General features: G+C 37.2%; 13 protein-coding genes. 2 read left to right on the top strand and 11 right to left on the bottom strand.

What is annotated here, in order from left to right; genetic code table 11:
* Positions 1-362: 362 nt before the first annotated feature.
* From JF259_RS02960 to JF259_RS02995, 8 genes are all read right to left on the bottom strand, one after another.
* A complete protein-coding gene (locus tag JF259_RS02960) occupies positions 363-1,067 on the bottom strand; it encodes a hypothetical protein (RefSeq protein ID WP_199113158.1) in 705 nt (234 codons plus the stop codon).
* Positions 1,068-1,324: 257 nt separating this feature from the next.
* The gene (locus JF259_RS02965; protein ID WP_199113160.1) at positions 1,325-1,738 is read right to left on the bottom strand and encodes a DsrE family protein; all 414 of its coding nucleotides are present in this window, start codon (positions 1,736-1,738) and stop codon (positions 1,325-1,327) included.
* A 23-nt stretch (positions 1,739-1,761) separates the two neighbouring features.
* On the bottom strand, positions 1,762-2,439 hold the full coding sequence (locus JF259_RS02970; protein ID WP_199113162.1) for a twin-arginine translocation signal domain-containing protein: 678 nt from the start codon (positions 2,437-2,439) through the stop codon (positions 1,762-1,764).
* A 2-nt stretch (positions 2,440-2,441) separates the two neighbouring features.
* The gene (locus JF259_RS02975; RefSeq protein ID WP_199113164.1) at positions 2,442-3,479 is read right to left on the bottom strand and encodes a c-type cytochrome; all 1,038 of its coding nucleotides are present in this window, start codon (positions 3,477-3,479) and stop codon (positions 2,442-2,444) included.
* Positions 3,480-3,714: 235 nt separating this feature from the next.
* On the bottom strand, positions 3,715-4,533 hold the full coding sequence (locus JF259_RS02980; protein ID WP_199113166.1) for a class I SAM-dependent methyltransferase: 819 nt from the start codon (positions 4,531-4,533) through the stop codon (positions 3,715-3,717).
* 27 nt (positions 4,534-4,560) lie between these two features.
* Positions 4,561-8,040, bottom strand: a complete 3,480-nt coding sequence (locus tag JF259_RS02985) for a 4Fe-4S binding protein (protein WP_199113174.1) — start codon at positions 8,038-8,040, stop codon at positions 4,561-4,563.
* Positions 8,041-8,126: 86 nt separating this feature from the next.
* A complete protein-coding gene (locus JF259_RS02990) occupies positions 8,127-8,678 on the bottom strand; it encodes an OsmC family protein (RefSeq protein ID WP_199113176.1) in 552 nt (183 codons plus the stop codon).
* A gap of 279 nt (positions 8,679-8,957) precedes the next feature.
* A complete protein-coding gene (locus JF259_RS02995; protein ID WP_199113184.1) occupies positions 8,958-10,805 on the bottom strand; it encodes a sigma 54-interacting transcriptional regulator in 1,848 nt (615 codons plus the stop codon).
* A 146-nt stretch (positions 10,806-10,951) separates the two neighbouring features.
* Here JF259_RS02995 and JF259_RS03000 point away from each other — a divergent pair, with 146 nt between their 5' ends.
* Both JF259_RS03000 and JF259_RS03005 read left to right on the top strand, forming a co-directional pair.
* On the top strand, positions 10,952-12,985 hold the full coding sequence (locus tag JF259_RS03000; RefSeq protein ID WP_199113186.1) for an adenylate/guanylate cyclase domain-containing protein: 2,034 nt from the start codon (positions 10,952-10,954) through the stop codon (positions 12,983-12,985).
* Between the two features lie 78 nt (positions 12,986-13,063).
* The gene (locus JF259_RS03005) at positions 13,064-13,402 is read left to right on the top strand and encodes a DUF4870 domain-containing protein (RefSeq protein WP_199113188.1); all 339 of its coding nucleotides are present in this window, start codon (positions 13,064-13,066) and stop codon (positions 13,400-13,402) included.
* A gap of 285 nt (positions 13,403-13,687) precedes the next feature.
* Here the strand turns inward: JF259_RS03005 and JF259_RS03010 are convergent, their stop codons facing one another.
* From JF259_RS03010 to gldG, 3 genes are all read right to left on the bottom strand, one after another.
* Complete coding sequence (locus JF259_RS03010; RefSeq protein ID WP_199113190.1) at positions 13,688-14,116, bottom strand: hypothetical protein; 429 nt, start codon at positions 14,114-14,116, stop codon at positions 13,688-13,690.
* 445 nt (positions 14,117-14,561) lie between these two features.
* A complete protein-coding gene (gene dnaN, locus JF259_RS03015) occupies positions 14,562-15,680 on the bottom strand; it encodes a DNA polymerase III subunit beta (protein ID WP_199113192.1) in 1,119 nt (372 codons plus the stop codon).
* A gap of 171 nt (positions 15,681-15,851) precedes the next feature.
* Entirely contained in the window at positions 15,852-18,236 is a 2,385-nt protein-coding gene (gene gldG / locus JF259_RS03020; protein WP_199113194.1) for a gliding motility-associated ABC transporter substrate-binding protein GldG, read from the bottom strand.
* Positions 18,237-18,271 lie beyond the last annotated feature (35 nt).

Genomic DNA, 18,271 nt, shown 5'->3' on the forward strand with positions numbered 1-18,271 from the left:
TTAGGGAAGACTACAGCCCAAAACGCCATGTGTTTATTTTACATGTAACAAAAGTGTTGAATTTGCTTATATTTTTTGAAATCATTTTGTGTAGTTTTAAGATTGCATCAATATTGGTTTCTGCTGAGTTTTACCACCAGTTAGAAACTGGCGGCAGCGGGGGTTCATGCTCGGCCGTACCAACCACACGAACACTCTTAGTTATTGTAGCACGTATTTTTAGTAAAGTAACAATAGACTTTTTGTTGGTGAGTTAGTCTTGTTAATCGGTTTAATTTTTAAATGGTCAAATTGTATTGGATAATATCGGGTGAAATTGATAAGTTGAATGGTTTCAAAATTGCCATTAGCACCTGAATATATTAAAACCACAAATGGTGCATTGTTATCAAAGTTGTTTTTTTTGATTCTCTTTTTAAACTATTTAATAATTGAGTTGACTTTGGTCTATTGTTCTCATCAAAAAATGGCTCAAATAAATATGTGCCGATTTCTTTATTGTCATCCATTTTAGCATTCACTTTGGTAACATTGTTCGCAATGTATTTAAAAGTTCCAGGTTCAGAATCATTTGAGTTTTCTTGTGATGTGATGAAAGTTGAGAAATAATCCGATAATTTTCTTGTACATTCTTTTATTATTTCTAAATTTTCATTTGTATTCTCCCAATTTCCTAATTTGATAACATTCCGATTTAAGACAGAACTAATTTTATTTTCTTGAAACCAGTAGCTAATAAAATTGCTTCCTAATGTTGGGCTACTTATTACAATTGAAATTTCATTATCATCTGTAATTTGGATTTCAAACTTTAAGTTTTCAAGAGGAAGCTCATATAACCATTGATAAAAATGCAACTTACCATCGTTTGATTTTCTGATATCTTGTATGTATATTCTTCGATACAGTGAGTCCACACTTATATTGTATTTCGTAACAGTGTTGAATTCAGGAGCTCTTATCTCTTTTGTTTCAGGTAATTCATTGAGAGATCTTAAATCTCTTTGTCCATAAATATTAATACTGAAAAGAGTTAAAAAAAAGAATAATAAAATCTTATTGACCATAATTTAAATAGTTTTTCATATGAGCTACAAATTTTAATAAACGTCATACTCCATTTATCCCTCCAATACAGTTGAATAAACGCAGCCAAATATAAAATAATGCCTACATTAATGAAATCTTTTTCGTTAAAAGTAATAAACAGTAAATTGTTGAAAAGGATCTAAACCATCATGGCGTTATTTTGACAGTAGTTTATAAACAACAAAAAAACCGCAAGACGCGGTTTTTTGTTTTGAAATGTTGAAAAATAAAGCGATTATTTTCCTTCTTTTATATAGCCCCAGCCTTCTTTTTGCTTGTTAACGATTTCCAGGATGCCATCGGGAACGCTCCTAACGCCTTCAATAAGTTGTGAGGCATCCGTTTTATGGCGTTTCATGGTGCCTTCGCATATCACAAAATCGATGTTGTCCTTTTTGGCGAGCATGGCCAGATCTTCGGCTACTACCGATTTGTCCTTAAGTACCATGTCCATGGCACCACTATACATAACGACTTCGAATTTCGAGTCGGGGTAGGCATTGGACATGGCTTTTACATGCCTAATAGTCGATTTATGCACTGTATTGTCACTACTGGTAACATCGAATACAATCTTTACTGGGGTGTCTTGTCCGTAAACTGCCAGTGCCATAAAGCAGGACAGTATTAGATTTAAAAATGTTTTCATTTTTTTTTTGATTTAAAGTTCAATTACTCTCCAGCGAAAATATAGCCACAGCCACGTTCCTGTGCTCTTCCCAAAGCCCATACACCAGAGGGTACAAGCTGTATGCCCGGTAGTACACCGTTAACCCACTCTTCGTAAACGGCTTTGGGGTCTAGGTTCATTTTTGCAGCAACAGCATTGCTGTATACTTTGGTTGCCAAGTCGCAAACGCAGAACATGGCACCGCGTTCCTGCATGCGTTTAACGCCTTCTATTTGGGGTAGCGGGAAATCGCCTTCTTGGGGTTCGTAATAGGGGTTGCGCTTATACGGTTCGCCCGAAGCTTGCTTGATATTAAATACTTCTCCCAACGGATATTTTTTCCAAAGTTCATCTTTAAAAGCAATGGGAATGGCTTCATGTCTTAAGACCGTTACCGCTGTCATCTGTTCATCGGGCGTGCCGGTTTCGTTGTTGGATAAGTAAAAGGCCCAGTTCCAAATAACGGGAAATCCTTTGTGCGGTGTCGATCCGTCGTAAACAATGCGGTGCTTGCCTTTAATGTTTTTAAACCAGTTTTCGGCATCTGCCATTTTATTGGAATCAGCAATAGGTACATCTGCATACATGGGGTTTGTAAGTACTGAGATCGTGCTGGCAGTAGCGCCAAGTGCTAAAGCACCTAGAAACTGCCGTCTTGAATTTGTGTTCGTTGTTCTCATAATTATTTGGTTTTAGTAATGTTAAATGAATCTTTGTAGAACTTTATAATGGGTTGAAAAGGCCCTTTTTTGTGCTGCTCAACAGGGAAGGGGTCGGCATAAGGAGGGTAAGGTGTTGAAACGGGTTTCTTTTTAATGTCGGGGAAATCCTTTTCCAGATTCAGCTTTTCGGGGCGCTGTTGCATATTGATGTAACCCGCTACATCGTAGGCTTCTTCGTCTGTCAAAACAGGCGCGTCATAGGTCGTTCCAAAAGGCATATTAGCTTTAATGAATTGGGCAGCTGTGATTACGCGGTTCATCCCGGCACCGTTGTTAAATGAGTTGGGACCCCAAAGAGGTGGGTACTCATAGGAAAAACCATTGGAAGCCATAACGCCTTGACCGTCTTTTCCGTGACAAACAATACAGTGCGTTCTAAATAACTGTTGCCCTTTTTCGATGTCTATTGCACGATTGGGAATGTTAATTTTTACAAAGCCCTTGCCTTTTATATTGCCATCTTTGGGAGCGTAACGACTCAACCAATCCAAAAACGTAACAAGAGCTTGCATTTCCTTACCTGTAACGGGTAATATATGACCGTTCATACTGCGTTCCATACAACCATTAATACGTTCTTCGATGGTCCCCATTTTATTTTCCCTGCCTCGAAACTGTGGAAACCTTTGGATGATGCCTATTAGTGGTGCGGAATATGGTTTTGTGCCGTTGTTAAGATGACAGTTCTTACAGGCCAATTTGTTGCCAGAATAAGCCATGTTGGGATTGCCGTTTTCCGGACCAATATATTTAGGGGTGTTGGTAAACAATTCATAGCCATATTTTATAACATTATTGGCTTCGGAATCGTCCAGTGCCGAAACGTCATAGTTCATATAATATATATCGGGTATATTACTGGAACGTGTCATGAGGTCTTTTGGAAAGGCATCAAAAAATAACAACGTAACAAGTGTGGCTAGTATAAAAATACATCCGAAACAGGTTAACAAAACATTTGTTAATTTATGGAATGGGTATGCCCTTTTTTTTGTCATTATCTATAATACAATCAAGCAGTAGTAAAAACAATGGAAAATAAGGGGTGCCGAAACTTAGCAGATTGTACCTTGTAATAGTAGATAGGAGGTAAGGAAAGCGTTATATCTAAATATAATTAATAAGAGCTATCTAATTTACAAAAAAAGTAGTTTAATTCTTAAAGTTATTGGTATGAAATTATATTATTATTGGTATTGCTGATATTGTTTTTTATTTAAGTTGGTAATACCGTCATATGGGTTTATGTGCTGTGAGTATTAATGAGGTCATGTGGCCTAAGTGTTTGTCATGCTTGCTGATGGTTTTAAGGTGTCTCATAAGGTTGCTTTTAAAAGCGTTGCTTTTTTCAATCGAAAAGGCCTTTAATTGCGGCCCGATAGGTGTAGCGTAGGCGAGTTCTATGGCTTGGGGTACGCCATTAGGAACGATAAGGTCCTTTTGCTGTTCGGTAACGTTAACCATGTTAAAGCCTGCTTCGGTAAATGGTTGTTTTAATGCAGAGGCGGACATAAAATCAAAAGGAAGGCGCATTAAGTTGGAGATGTCATGTTCATTCATTGTTTCAAGGCTGTGGCATATAGCACCAAAGAACTGGCACTCTTCTACAGGTTTCCAAGTACTTATTACGGCTTTGCCTCCTGGTTTTAAAACATTTTTAATCTTCTTTGCAGCGTTAAGCTTATTAGGGAAAAACTGAAATCCTTGCTGGCAAATCACAATATCGGCTGAATTATCGGGAATGTCCATGGATTCAACATCGGATTCGATAAAGGTTATTTTTGCTTTAGCATTGGCACAGTGCTTTTTTGCAATGTTAAGCATTTGTCCGTTCATGTCTACGGCATAAATAGTCAGGTTCTTATTTTGTTCTTCTAGCATATTGGTTATTATGCCAGTACCCGCTGCTAAGTCTATAACAGTCTGTTTGTGCCACGGTTCTAGGTCTTTTATTAGTTGTTGCGCCCAACTTTTAAAAAGAATGGGGACAAGAACGGTATCGTAGGCCTGGGCAATAGTGTTTGTGTCGAATTTAAAGTTTTGCGTTTTCACAGTTTAAAATTTTAGTTAGTGTTCGGTTTACTTCCTAATGGTTAATTGTTTTAAAATACGTTCATTTTGCAGCAGTTTTGAACTGGTATAATGGGGTAGGGATGCTAATTTTAAATACGTGTTATACTTTTTGTCGATACTGTTTTGATATTCTGTTATTAAGTTAGGAAATATGTTTTGGTTATTTTTTAAAAGTTTAAAAAATCGTTGTTCCATTTTAAGATAGTTCTCGAGTTTTATACTAGGTCTTTTTGAATCAAGTTGCAATGCCCTTCGTTTTCGGGGGTCGTTTCTGTACAGTAACCATTGTCCTGAGTTTACGGCAGCTTGATGGTATTGGCTTGGGAATTTCATATCGATACCATGCGACGTGCTATGGCAATATGCTATTATGATGGAAGGCCCTTCGTAACTCTCGGCTTCGTTAAACGCTTTTAAGGTTTGTTCTCTATCGGCTCCAATGGCTACCGATGCCACATACACGTTTTTGTATTGCATTGCCAGTAGGCCTAAATCTTTTTTCTGCTTTTGTTTGCCATTGTAAGCAAAAGCCGCCTGGGCACCATAGGGGGTTGCTTTTGATGCTTGTCCGCCAGTGTTGTCGTAAACTTCGTTGTCTAAAACCAGGATGTTTACGTTTTTTTGGGAAGCGAGTACATGGTCTAAGCCTCCAAAGCCAATATCGTAGGCCCAGCCATCACCACCAACAATCCAAACACTTTTCTTGACCAAGGCATCGGCTATACTTTTTAATTGCTCTGATTCTGATGATAGTATGTTCTTTAATGCTTGTTTTAAAAGATTGATCCTTGAGCGTTGTTCGTTAATTTCCTGTTCTGTATCCTGTTTTGCATTTAGGATCTTATAAACCAGTTCAAAGTCCAGGTAGGGGATAAGTGTTTCCAAAAGCTGTCTTGCTTGTTTTTCCTTTTGGTCTAAGGTTAGTCGGTAGCCTAAACCAAATTCGGCATTGTCTTCAAATAGGGAGTTAGACCAGGCAGGCCCCCGACCGTCTTTATTTTTTGCCCACGGGGTGGTTGGTAATGCGCCTCCAAAAATGGAGCTAGCGCCTGTTGCATTGGCAATTAGTAAGCGATCTCCAAAGAGTTGCGACATTAATTTTAGGTAAGGCGCTTCGCCACAGCCAACAACTCCTGTTGCGTATTTAAATAAGGGCTCCTGTAATTGTTGCTGACTTAATTTTGAGCTGTCAATTATGTTTCTATCAAGTTCAGGAATGTGCTCAAAGTGATTCCAGTGTTCCTGCGCTGTTGGGGCTGTGTGGTCTTTCTTTATAAGTTTTAATGCTTTTACAGGGCACGCATCGACGCAATGGTTACAGCTGTTACATTGTTCGGGGTTAATATGGATACTGTAATTGGGAAGATCGGATTGCCATTCGGATTCCAGGGTTTGTACGGTCTTAAAACCTGAAGGAGCATTATCCAGATAAACATCTTCAAATACTTTTATTCTTAGACTGCCTTGTGGACAGGCCATACTACAAGCGCCACATTGTGTACAGGCATCTGGCTCCCATTCTGGTATATAATTTTCTTGCCTAATGGGATTGTGTTTTGATGTATTTGTAGGGTATGTTCCATCTGGAGGTAATAAACTTACGGGAATAGTATTGCCGTTATCGTTTAGTAACCTACCAAGTAGAGTGTTGGAGAATTCAGAATCGTAAGCTACTTCTTTGGTGGTTGCTTTATTGCTGTATAGTGGGGTAACTGGCATTATGTGCTTATGTAGCATATTAAGTTCTGGGGTGTGTCCCAAATCTTTGTTTATAGCAAAAAAGCAGGCGAATAATCTGGCAATATTCGTGTCATTGATTAAAAAACTGGGAGCTAGTTTTTCAAAGTTTACAACGTAAATTGTAATGTCTTTTTCTAAAAGGAGTTGTTGTTTGTGTTGGGGAATGGTCTCCCAGAATACTTTAGGGCTAAGGCTTGTGTTTATTAAAAGAATACCTTTGTTTTTTAATAATTTAAGTGTGTTGTCCTTTAAGACCAATTGTTTGTTTTCACAGGCAATAACATCTGCTTGATCGATTAGGTAGGGTGCTTTTATGGGGGTATCACTAATCCGAAGGTGGGATATTTGCTCGGTATTCGATTTTTTATAGTTGCATTCTGTATAGCCTTGAACGAATTTGTTTTCCCCTATTAGTTTTAGTGCTGTTTCAAATTGTTGGGTTGCGGATTTGTTTTTGTTTTGAATAAAGATGGCTTGGTAATGGTTTTGGGTTAGGGTAAAGTTTTTAGGATAGTCTAGACTTAAATTGGTAACATCGTCTTGGATGCCGATTGTAAAGTTGTTTTTTGGTTGTTCTTGTTTCAGGTTTTTAAAGATGGCATAAACCATGGCAGGGGTAAATGCTTTGGATGATAAACCATAACGACCACCTATAATTTTAGGGTATTGCTTTAGTTTTTTATTTTGAAAAGCACTGGAAGTGGCTTGTAGTACATCTAAGTACAGTGGTTCACCAGTAGAACCGGGCTCTTTGGTACTATCTAGTACGGCAATACTTTTACAGGTTTTTGGCAGCGCGTTAAGCAGGTGTTTTGCGCTAAAGGGTCTGAACAACCGAACTTTGATTAGTCCTAGTTTTTCTCCTGTTTTATTAAGATGTTTTATGGTTGTTTCAATGGTTTCTGTAGATGATCCCATGGAAATGATAATATGTTCGGCATTTGGGGATCCAATATATTCAAAGATGTGGTATTGCCTTCCAGTTAATGTTGCGAAGGTGTCCATATTCTTTTGGACGATATCAGGACAGGCATTATAAAAAGAATTTGAAGCTTCTCTACTTTGAAAAAACACATCGGATGCTTGTGAGCTACCTTTCAGTATAGGAGCTTCTGGTGTTAAAGCGCGATTTTGATGAAGTTTGATTGCTTTATGGTCTAACATAAAAGCAATTGTGGCATCCGTAATGGTTTCAATTTTGGTCAACTCGTGGGAGGTCCTAAAACCGTCAAAGAAATGTACGAATGGTATTTTTGATTGTAAGCTTGCTGCTTGTGCTATTAAAGCTAAGTCTTGTGCTTCCTGAACCGAGGCACTACCAAGTATGGCGTAACCAGATTGGCGTATTGCCATAACGTCACTGTGATCGCCAAAAATAGAAAGTGCATGTGTGGCAATACTGCGTGTTGCAACATGTATAACATTTGGTGTGAGCTCTCCTGCAATTTTAAACATATTTGGTAACATTAATAATAAGCCTTGTGAAGCTGTAAAGGTGTTGGATAAAGCGCCAGTTTGTAAAGCACCGTGCATGGCACCAGCTACACCTACTTCGCTTTGCATTTGAAATACAGAGGGCGTGTGTCCAAAGCTGTTTGTTTTGTTTTTAGCAGCCCATTGTTCAACCAACTCAGCCATTTCGGATGCAGGGGTAATGGGGTATATAGGGAATACCTCGTTGGTTTTGTAGGCTATGTGCGCTACAACTTGGTTGGCATTAAGGATGTTGTATGTTGGCGTTTTCATTTTCTTTGATACTAGGAGGCTATAAGAGGGTAGATAAGAAGGGGATGTCTAAAAAAGGTTCTTTGGGCATCCCCTTTAGGGTTGGGTTACTTTACAATTTCAATGGAAACTGGTGTTGGATTAGAGATCATGTCGAATACAGGTGAAAACTTGGCTAAATTTTCAAGCTGTTCTACAGTGGCATCCGATTTTACTTTTAATTTAAATGTGATACCGTTGAAGCCTTTTCGAATTTCAGGATCTAGGCCTAAGAAACCTTGTAGGTCTATGCCGCCCTCTAAGGTAGACTCAGCGCCTTCTATATCGATACCGTGAGCTGCAGCATGGTATGTCATGGCTGCTGTTAAACAGGAGCCTAAAGCGTGTAATACTACTTCGGGTGGTGTAGGTGCTTTGTCGTTACCTAACAGTACGTTAGGGTGGTCGCACTCCATAGTAAAAGTTTCTTGTCGTGTTGTGTCTTCTTGTCCAACACCATAAAAACTTTTAATGCTGGATACACAATGACCGCCATCTATCCAATTGTTTTTGGAGCGGAATTCAAATTTTGCAAGTTCTGGGTTTTGTTGTACGGTTTCAATAGTTTCTACTAATTGGTCTACGTTTACGCCGTTTTTTACATTTGTTGCTGTGATCATGTTTTCTAAAATTTAAATTATTAAATGATTTTGATTTTGTTTGGTATATGAAATGCATTTGACGTGCCAAACAATACAATCTATTGTAAATCAATTAGTTGTAGTTTGATTGCTGTTCGTTTGTAATAACGAGTATTCATATATTAACGAGATATCGTTATAATAATAACGGTATTTCGTTAACTTGTGTAACTTAAATGTTTAGAGTGTAATTAAGTATTAAAGAATTTCTTGAAACGAATAATTTCCGAGGCAGTACCTTGAATGGTTCTTTTTCGATTAAATAGGGCGTTCAATCCCATGTGCTTTTATTTTGGAAGCAAGTGTAGTAGGCGGGATTTGTAATAAAGTAGCGGCACCGTTTTTGCCAGATATCCTCCATTTGGTAAGTTTAAGTGCTTTTAGTATGTTTTCTTTTTCTAAAGCAGTTAACTCTTTAACTGTAAGTATCTTTTCGGTATTTTTTGCGGTTTCTTTTGGAAGATTGTTGTTAGTTGGGACAATGGCTTGCCAATTGGAAGAACCGTTTTGGGATATGATAACGGCACGCTCTATTAAGTTTTGGAGTTCGCGTACGTTTCCGGGCCATGTATATGTTGTTAGTAATGTTTTATCGGCTTCTGATAGTTTAACAATGGGTTTGTTCAATTTTTTAGAAAACTGAGAGAGCATTTCTTTCGCTATGATATAAATGTCGTTGCCACGATCTCGAAGTGGTGGAACCTCAATGGGAAAAACATTTAAGCGGTAATACAGGTCTTCCCTGAATTTTCCCGCCTTAGAAAATTCCAGGAGATTTCGATGGGTTGCTGCTATAATGCGGACGTCTACTTTAATGGTTTCTGAGCTGCCAACCGGATCGAACTCGCCTTCTTGGATAATGCGTAGGAGCTTGGGTTGTAATGCAATAGGCAATTCACCTATTTCATCTAAAAAGATAGTGCCTTTATCGGCGAGTAAAAAACGCCCTTTTCTGCTTGTTGTAGCTCCTGTAAAAGCGCCTTTTTCGTGTCCGAAAAGCTCACTCTCTATAAGATTGGCAGGAATAGCACCGCAGTTAATCCGAATCAAAGGTTTGTCGTTACGATTGCTTTCTTTGTGAATGGCCCTGGCCACAAGTTCTTTTCCGGTACCGGTTTCGCCATATACCAATACGGTAGCGTCTGTCTTTGCAACTTGATGGATTTGGTTCAGCACTTGCTTCATGCTCATGTCTTCGGCTATAATGCCATAGCTACTGGTAAGCTCTTGAATTTCTTCTTCTAAATATTGGGTTTGTTTGGTTAATAAGTTTATTGTATCCTCGGCAATTAACCGTTCTTCAATATTTCTTAGGATGAGTGTGTAAAAAGCACCTTCATCGGTACTGTATTTACTAATGGTACCTTCGTTTAGGGTTTCGGTAGTGTTAGAACCAATAACCTTAATAATGTTTGGTAAGTATTTGTTAAAGGATTTTGAGTTGTCGTTTAAATTAAGCTTTACCAATGATTCTATTAGTTCGGCACCTTTATCATCAAAAAAGAATAGGACATTCCGCTGTAGGGGATCATCGTTTTCTAATAATGTGTTGGCAGAGGTATTGGTAAGTAAAATTCTAAAGTTACTGTCAAACATAATAATGGCATCCATAGCACCATTAATTAGGCCGCTCATTTTACTATTTGCAATTTCTATCGCTTTATTGGACGTAGCTAAGTGCTCCTGGATGTTATCTAGTTCCCTGTGTCTTTTTATCATTACAGCTAAAATACCTTGTGCAAAACCGCTATCTGTTTTCATTAAATCCAGAAAGTTTTGACGGTCTATTTTTAATACCTCTGTCTTTTTAGCTGCGGTAACGGAAGCTGATCGGGCTTGGTTATCTATTAAAGCATATTCCCCAAAGCAATCACCCGTTTTTAAATGGCCATAAATATGTTGGTTTTCATGTACTTTCACTTCACCGCTTAAGATAACATACATAGCATGTCCAACGTCATCTTTTCTAAAAACCGTTTCGTTCTTTAAAAAGGTTTCGGTGTGTAAAACATTGCATAAGTGCTCCAAGGAAGCATTAGAAATTTCAGAGAAAAAAGGAATACTGCTGAGGAACTTTAAAATGCTATTTTTATTACTGTTTGGCATGGGGTTGATTTAACCGAAAGTTGTTTGATGTATAAATATAAAGAATTATTATGTAGTTGATTGGTAGTCAAGTAATCATAAAATGGTTGACATTTTTGATTTAATTGTTTTAAATTAGTGTAAATTACATTTTATCCTAACTTAAAATGGCACGAAACAGACAGCTTGTTGCGATAATGTTTACCGATATTGAAGGGTATACAGCTTTAATGCAAAAGGATGAATTGCAAGCTTTGTCAATACGCAAAAAGCATCGTGATATATTTAATACTGTTACAGATAAATGCAGGGGCGAACTTATACAGTATTATGGCGATGGCACGCTTAGTATCTTTAAAAGTTCCATAGATGCTATTGCTTGTGCTATTGAAATGCAACGTGCTTTTCAAGAGGAACCTTCAATCCCGGTTAGGATCGGTGTGCATCTTGGAGATATTATTAGGACAGAAACGGATATTATTGGTGATGCGGTTAATATTGCATCTCGAATCGAATCGTTGGCTGTGGCTGGAAGTATTTTAATATCCAATAAGGTTAATGATGATTTAAGGAACCAGAATGATATTGAAACGAAATATCTGGATGTTTTTGAATTTAAAAATGTAAACCAGTCCATGCCCGTGTTTGCTATTGCCAATGAGGGGATAGTGGTGCCCGGATTGTCTGAGATTAATGGAAAAACCAAAGAACGTATAGGGAAGTCCTTTAAAAACTTTAAAAGAAAGACAGCTGTTGTATTGCTAATTCTCCTGGGATTTATAGTAACCTTACTTATAAATAGAAATGATGATGGAGGCAATGGAACATTAAAAGATTTGTCTATAGCCGTTTTGCCTTTTGACAATATGAATTATGATGATGACTCCGATGTGTTTACCGATGGTATTACTGAAGACATCATTACACACCTTTCAAAAATCCAACACTTACAGGTTATTTCCAGGGCTTCGGCAATGCACTATAAAAACACCGAAAAGACAATTCGGCAAATTGCCAAAGAATTGGATGTTAATTATATTTTGGAGGGAAGTGTTCGGGTTAACAATAATCAGGTGCGTATTAATGCGAATTTGGTTGATGCTTCTAATGACAAGAATCTTTGGGCTGATAACTACGATAATAATTTGGTGCAAATATTTAAAATACAGAGTGATGTTTCCAGGGATATTGCCAATGCGTTACAAATAACTTTAAGTGATACTGAGGAATCGCGTTTAAGCAATGAACCTACAAATAACCCTGAAGCTTATACTGTTTTTAAAGAGGCACAAATGTTTTTGCACCGGGGAGGCGGTAAGGTGGAAGAGCTAAAGAAAGCAGAAGATTTATTTAAAAGGGCTATAGAATTAGATCCTAATTTTTGTAGGGCCTATGTGGGTGTTGCCGAAACGTATCTCGAATATATTTTTTGGGGACGGGAATCGCCAAAGAAGATGTTGGAGTTGGCGTCCAAACCCGCTTTAAAAGCCTTGGCAATTAATTCGAATGATGGGGGGACTTTTGGAGCCTTGGGTGCGATTAGTTATTATAAGTATGATAAAGAAACGGCAATTCTCTATTTAAAGAAGGCTATTGAAATCAATCCCAGTTATGTAGGTGCCTACAATAAGCTTGCTTGGATTTATACCTTTGAGGGTAATTTGGAGTTAATGGAGGAAAACTTTAATAAAGTATTGAAACTCGATCCGCTTTCTCCCAAATATATTGGAGATATGGGACAAGCCTATTATTATTTAAGGGAATTCCAAAAGGCTATTGATAAGATAGATGAAGCTTTAAAGGTGTTTCCCAAAGACAATATGTTGCTCTGGATGAAAGCTTCCAATCTGTCAGGTCTAGGGAAATACCATGAAGCGATAGACCTTTATACATCACGTAGTGTAGCTTCTAATACCAATTGGATGTTAGGGTATTGCTATGGCATGGTTGGCGACCATGAAAAGGCAAATGAGATATTGGAATATCAGCTCAATAAAAGCAAGCTAGTATATGTGCCACCTTATATGATTGCTACTATTTATATGGGCTTGGGTGATGTAGAAAATGCCTTGACTTGGCTGGAAAAAGATTATGAGGTTGGGGGGCAGGGACTTTTCTTTTGGGGGCTAAAGCAGGATATTAAATTTGAAGCATTAAAAATCGAACCTAGGTTTCAAGCCTTATTGAATAAGACTCCTTAACTTTTTTCCGGAATTGTTGTAACATTTATGATTTGATTGCGTCAAACAGATGTCAATCAAAAAAAACAATCTTACACAATGAAAGAAGATAAACAACTTATAGTTGTTACACATTTAAGTCAGCTAGTCACTTTAGTACTGGGTTTTGGAAGCTTGCTATTACCTTTAATTTTGTGGCTTACCAACAAGGAAAAAGTATATCAAATGGATATACATGGTAAGCGCATTGTTAATTTTCAATTAAGCCTTATAGTGTATTGTCTTATATGTATTCCCCTAACACTTTTATGTGGTTTGGGCTTGATTGGCTTCATTGTATTAGGTGTAATTTCTATTGCACTTCCAGTTATTAATGCTGTTAAGGCTAGTAATGGAGAGGTGCCAACATATCCTTTTTCTCTTAATTTTATTAGTTAGTTTACATAAAGAGAAAAGTAAAACGTTCACCAACTGGTGGGCGTTTTTTTTATATAGAAGATGCACGTTATTTAGTTGAATGTTATTGGTTATTGGTTGATGGTTAATGGTTGTTGGTTAATGGGAGGCTAATTGAAAAATAAACGTTGAATATTAATGGTTTCAAGTTTTGGGTTAGAAGTTAGAGGTTGGAAGTTTTAACAATTAATATCAAAGCTAGTCCTGGGCGTTCTGGCGGGCAAAGTCATGCGTATTAGAACTTATCAATTTTAATTCTATAGCAGTTCAGTTTTTTGGTAATTTTAGGGTAAGCTTTGAAGCTAAATTAATATTAACCTCATTTAGGTTGTGGTATTTGGTGTTGTTGGTTCCTAAAATTAGCGTATTATAAGGTTGGTCTATAGTTTTACAGAGCTGGTACCCAATGCATCCATAAACAGGAACCGTTCCAAGGAGAATGGGTTTATTGAATGTATTATCGCCTTTGTTTTCTATATAGGTTGCTTTAACTTCTTTTAAATTGACCGTTAGTTGGACTTTATCAATAAAAGAATCGTTGTTAAAATCGGTGTTAATGGTTATGATGGAATCTTTTTGAGTTGGTTGAATCGATTTTTGAGCCATTACTTGAAAACTTGTAAAAAAGCAAATAGTTACTACAAAAATGAGTGTTTGGTAGCATTTAATTCCGGTATTTGATCTCTTACTGGTCAACTGTTTGGTCGCATTGGAGTTAATAGCACATTAATGAATAAACTTAGTAATTTAACGTGAATAATAGATAAGGAATTTATGTCAGTTTGAGTGCCAAATCTGTGATTTGGTGTATCGAAAACAAATAAATTTCCCACTAAAAGTACTTTTCGATAGCTCTACTGAGCGAAGTCGAAATACTAAATTCTTCCAGAATTTCGAAGAGACATTTGGGACTCTTAAACATTATTCACATCAATTTATATTTCTAATGTCTTCTGGTTTGGGAAGCTAAAATAAAAAAGAGGGTGTCTAAAAAGTAAGTTCGATGTCATATTGATCTTATCAAAATACTTTTAACTTATTGATAATCAATGTCGGTTTCGACAGGCTCAACCTGACAAATCAAATTATAAAGACTTTTTAGACATCCTCTTCTATATCTTGTTTTAAAAAATTAAAAAGCTTAGTTGTTTAACATAACAGGCATAACGAGCATGGTGATTTGTTCGCCTTCGTCTAGTCCATCAACAGGTGTTAAAATTCCAGCTCTGTTAGGTAAGCTCATTTCCAGTTGTACATCATCAGCGCTAAGGTTATTAAGCATTTCGGTTAAGAAGCGTGAGTTAAAACCTATTTGCATATCGTCTCCTTGATAGTCACAAGTTAAACGCTCTTCTGCTTTGTTACTGTAATCGATATCCTCGGCAGAAATGTTAAGTTCTGCGCCTGCAATTTTTAAACGTATCTGGTGGGTTGTTTTGTTGGAAAATATGCTAACACGGCGAACAGAGTTTAAAAATTGTGTTCTGTCAATAACCAACTTGTTAGGATTTTCTTTTGGGATTACGGCTTCGTAATTAGGATATTTCCCATCAATCAATCTACAAATCAACTCCGAGTTTTCGAAGGTGAATTTGGCATTTGACTCATTATATTCGATGGTTACATCTTCTTCACTGGCAGCCAAGATGCCCTTCAATAGATTTAAAGGCTTTTTTGGCATAATAAATTCTGCCACTTGACTGGCTGTAACATCGGCCCGCGAATACTTTACAAGTTTATGGGCATCAGTAGCAACAAAGGTTAAGCCTTCGGTTGAAAATTGAAAGAATACACCGCTCATTACTGGGCGTAAATCGTCATTCCCGGCAGCGAAAATCGTCTTACTGATGGCAGTTGCTAAAATGTCGCCCGTAACAATAGTTTTACTTGGGTCTTCCAGAACAACTGCTTTAGGGAACTCTTCACCACTAGCATACGCCAAGGCATATTTACCATGATTGGAACTAATCTCGATGGTGTTGTTGTCTTCAACAACAAAGGTTAATGGTTGCTCGGGAAATGTTTTTAAAGTGTCTAACAACAGACGTGCGGGAATTGCTACACTACCACTGCTGTCACTTTCTACGTCCAGAGTCGAGGCCATTGTTGTTTCCAAATCGCTGGCAGAAACAATTAATTTGGTATGGTCTAGTTCAAATAAGAAATTATCTAAAATAGGTAAGGTGTTCGAGCTATTAATAACACCACCTAAAACTTGTAATTGTTTTAATAAATAGGTACTCGATACTATAAATTTCATGTGATAATTTTATTGTTTTTATATCTCACAAGTAACTTGCTTATAACTATTTCTTTTCAACAAGACGTTTTTTAAGCTAGGTATATATAAGTTAATGCGTTTTAATTTTGAAAATTACTACCTACAAATATATTGGATACATACTAATATTGGAAACAAACTTATTAACATTTAGCCTGCATATTTTTTCTTTCTTATGTAATTAAATACAAAGCCAAACAGCGCGAGAAAACCCAGTGGTAATGCAATGTTTAGGAGTTGCCATCTGGTTTTTTGAGTTGCTGTTTTTTGATGGTTTAAGAATGCAACGGCAATTTCTTTGGATCGAATGTTTATAAGTCCGTCGTCATCCAATAAGTAATTAATCGCATTTAGCAAAAATTCCTTGTTTCCAACTGGTTTGTTACTGGAGCGATCGAACCCTAAATCGAGTGGGGTATTTTTGTCTACATCATTTTTTATAACATCGCCATCTGCTATAACAATCATTTTGGTGAGCGGACTTTTATCTTTTATTTCTGAAAGATTAATAGGTTTTATTCGGTTTTGGTATACAGATGAAAATGTACCTTCCAATAATACTGCAAGTGATTGGTTTCCTTTGTTAAAAAGTGAAGGGTCTGGTTCTTGTTGAACCATGTCAAGACTTATTTCTCTTGGCACTCCTTCTAGTTTGGTGAGTGGAGCACTTTCAAGGAGAATGGTTTTTTTAACCGAATTTTTAAGTGTGTCAATTTGATTGGCAAAATCAAATTTAACGAGGTTTAGGTTATTAACAATGGGATGGTTGTTACTTGATGATGCTAAGGGGGAGTAAGGCCATTGGAGTCTCATAAACTGGGTGTTGTTGCCTTCGCCCATAGCTAGCATTATAGGAGCGGAATAGAGCGAACTAACCAGGACTGGGTTGATGCGTACACCGTACTTAAAAAAGAAATCGGTAAGGTTTAAGTCTCGTGAAACCGCAAAATTTTTACCCGCGTCGTTGTATAAGCTATCTTTTTCCATTGCCACTGCATCTACCAGCCATAGGCTTTTTCCGCCATGCATGGTATACTGGTCTAAAACCAATTTTTCTTCCTCGCTAAAAGCTTCGGTGGGTTTTGCCGCTATTATTAAATCGAAAGCATTTAAGTCTTTAAGTGTTTTTTGCGCATTTTTAGCAACACTGTCGAGTGTAAAGGGGGCTATTAAATAGTATTCTCCAAGTTTTTTTAGAAAGTTGGCAAGGTATATGTCTTTTAATTCCCCGTTGCCCTTTAAAATAGCTATTTTTTTATGTTTGGGTTTTGTTAGCTTGCTAAGGCCATCGGCAAAGGCATATTCTAGGTGTTGCACCGAATTTGTAACTAACTCTTGTTGCGTAGCGCCAATTTTATTTTTAATTAAAGGAATGGTCACTGTTAGGTTGTTGTAACTTGCTAAGGCCCATGGGAAGATGACGGCTTGTGAGGATTTGCCACTTTCTTGTACGGTTAGTTGCATAGGTGTTAAGCCACGCTGACTTAACTGTTGTATGTTGTGTTCCCGATTGGTATCATCTTCCAATGGATTGATAAAATTAAAAACAATATGCTTGTTTTTGGCTGCAAATTCTTCAAGTAGTTGTTGTGTTTCTCTTTGTAAACGTCTAAACTCTGAAGGGAAGTCGTCTCCCTTTAGAAATACATCTATAACTAACGGGGATTCAATAGTTTTAATGATATTAATGGCGGCATCATTTAGGGTATAGCGCTTATCGGTTGTTAAGTCAAAACGCTTGTAAAACGAACTTGAAATGCTATTTAATACAAGCAAGCCTATTAACAACGCGAGTAATCGTAAGGTGTCCTTTCTTTTTAAGGGAGAAGTGCTAATCCCCTTAATGGTAAGTATAATAAAGAACAAAGAAACCGATATAAAGTATAGGATGTCTCTTGTATCTAATACGCCACGGCTCATACTTTTATAATGGGAACTCATGCCTAATTGTTCAATAAAAGTACTGGAAGCAAAATCGGCAATGCCTTCAATGCCTATATAAAAGAAGAAACAAAAAAAGACGGAGGTTATAAATGCTACAATTTGATTGTTTGATAACGTAGAGCTAAAGATGCCGATAGCGGTATAAGAGGCAATTAAAAAAAGAAGGCCAAAGTAGGAACCCAAAGTACTACCAACATCCAAGTTACCGATGGGGTTACCTAATTGATAAACGGTATAAACATAAAGTAATGTTGGTAAGAGGGCTATTAAAATTAAAACAAAAGCTCCTAAAAACTTACCTAGAACAATGTTAGTATGCGTAATGGGTTTGGTGAGCAAGAGCTCTAATGTTCCTTGTTTTTTTTCTTCCGAAAAACTACGCATGGTCACGGCAGGAATGAGGAAGATTAAAATCCATGGTGCTAAAAGGAAAAACGATGAAAGGTCGGCAAATCCGTAATCAAGAATGTTGAACTCTCCTTTAAATAGCCATAAAAATAGACCGTTTAATAGTAGAAAAATGGCAATCACCAAATAGCCTATGGGTGAAGCAAAGAATGCATTTATTTCTTTTTTTAAAATGGCGAACATGCTTTTCGTTATATTTCTTATCCGTTAACTGTGTT

This window comes from Snuella sedimenti, assembly GCF_016428595.1.
GTDB lineage: Bacteria > Bacteroidota > Bacteroidia > Flavobacteriales > Flavobacteriaceae > Snuella > Snuella sedimenti.

What these genes read in the sequence shown, in the direction of transcription:
- JF259_RS02995 (WP_199113184.1), bottom strand. Translation starts at nt 10,805, where the DNA reads ATGCCAAACAGTAATAAAAATAGCATTTTAAAGTTCCTCAGCAGTATT.
- JF259_RS02960 (WP_199113158.1), bottom strand. Translation starts at nt 1,067, where the DNA reads ATGGTCAATAAGATTTTATTATTCTTTTTTTTAACTCTTTTCAGTATT.
- JF259_RS03005 (WP_199113188.1), top strand. Translation starts at nt 13,064, where the DNA reads ATGAAAGAAGATAAACAACTTATAGTTGTTACACATTTAAGTCAGCTA.
- JF259_RS02965 (WP_199113160.1), bottom strand. Translation starts at nt 1,738, where the DNA reads ATGAAAACATTTTTAAATCTAATACTGTCCTGCTTTATGGCACTGGCA.
- JF259_RS02970 (WP_199113162.1), bottom strand. Translation starts at nt 2,439, where the DNA reads ATGAGAACAACGAACACAAATTCAAGACGGCAGTTTCTAGGTGCTTTA.
- JF259_RS03000 (WP_199113186.1), top strand. Translation starts at nt 10,952, where the DNA reads ATGGCACGAAACAGACAGCTTGTTGCGATAATGTTTACCGATATTGAA.
- JF259_RS02985 (WP_199113174.1), bottom strand. Translation starts at nt 8,040, where the DNA reads ATGAAAACGCCAACATACAACATCCTTAATGCCAACCAAGTTGTAGCG.
- gldG (WP_199113194.1), bottom strand. Translation starts at nt 18,236, where the DNA reads ATGTTCGCCATTTTAAAAAAAGAAATAAATGCATTCTTTGCTTCACCC.
- dnaN (WP_199113192.1), bottom strand. Translation starts at nt 15,680, where the DNA reads ATGAAATTTATAGTATCGAGTACCTATTTATTAAAACAATTACAAGTT.
- JF259_RS02990 (WP_199113176.1), bottom strand. Translation starts at nt 8,678, where the DNA reads ATGATCACAGCAACAAATGTAAAAAACGGCGTAAACGTAGACCAATTA.
- JF259_RS02975 (WP_199113164.1), bottom strand. Translation starts at nt 3,479, where the DNA reads ATGACAAAAAAAAGGGCATACCCATTCCATAAATTAACAAATGTTTTG.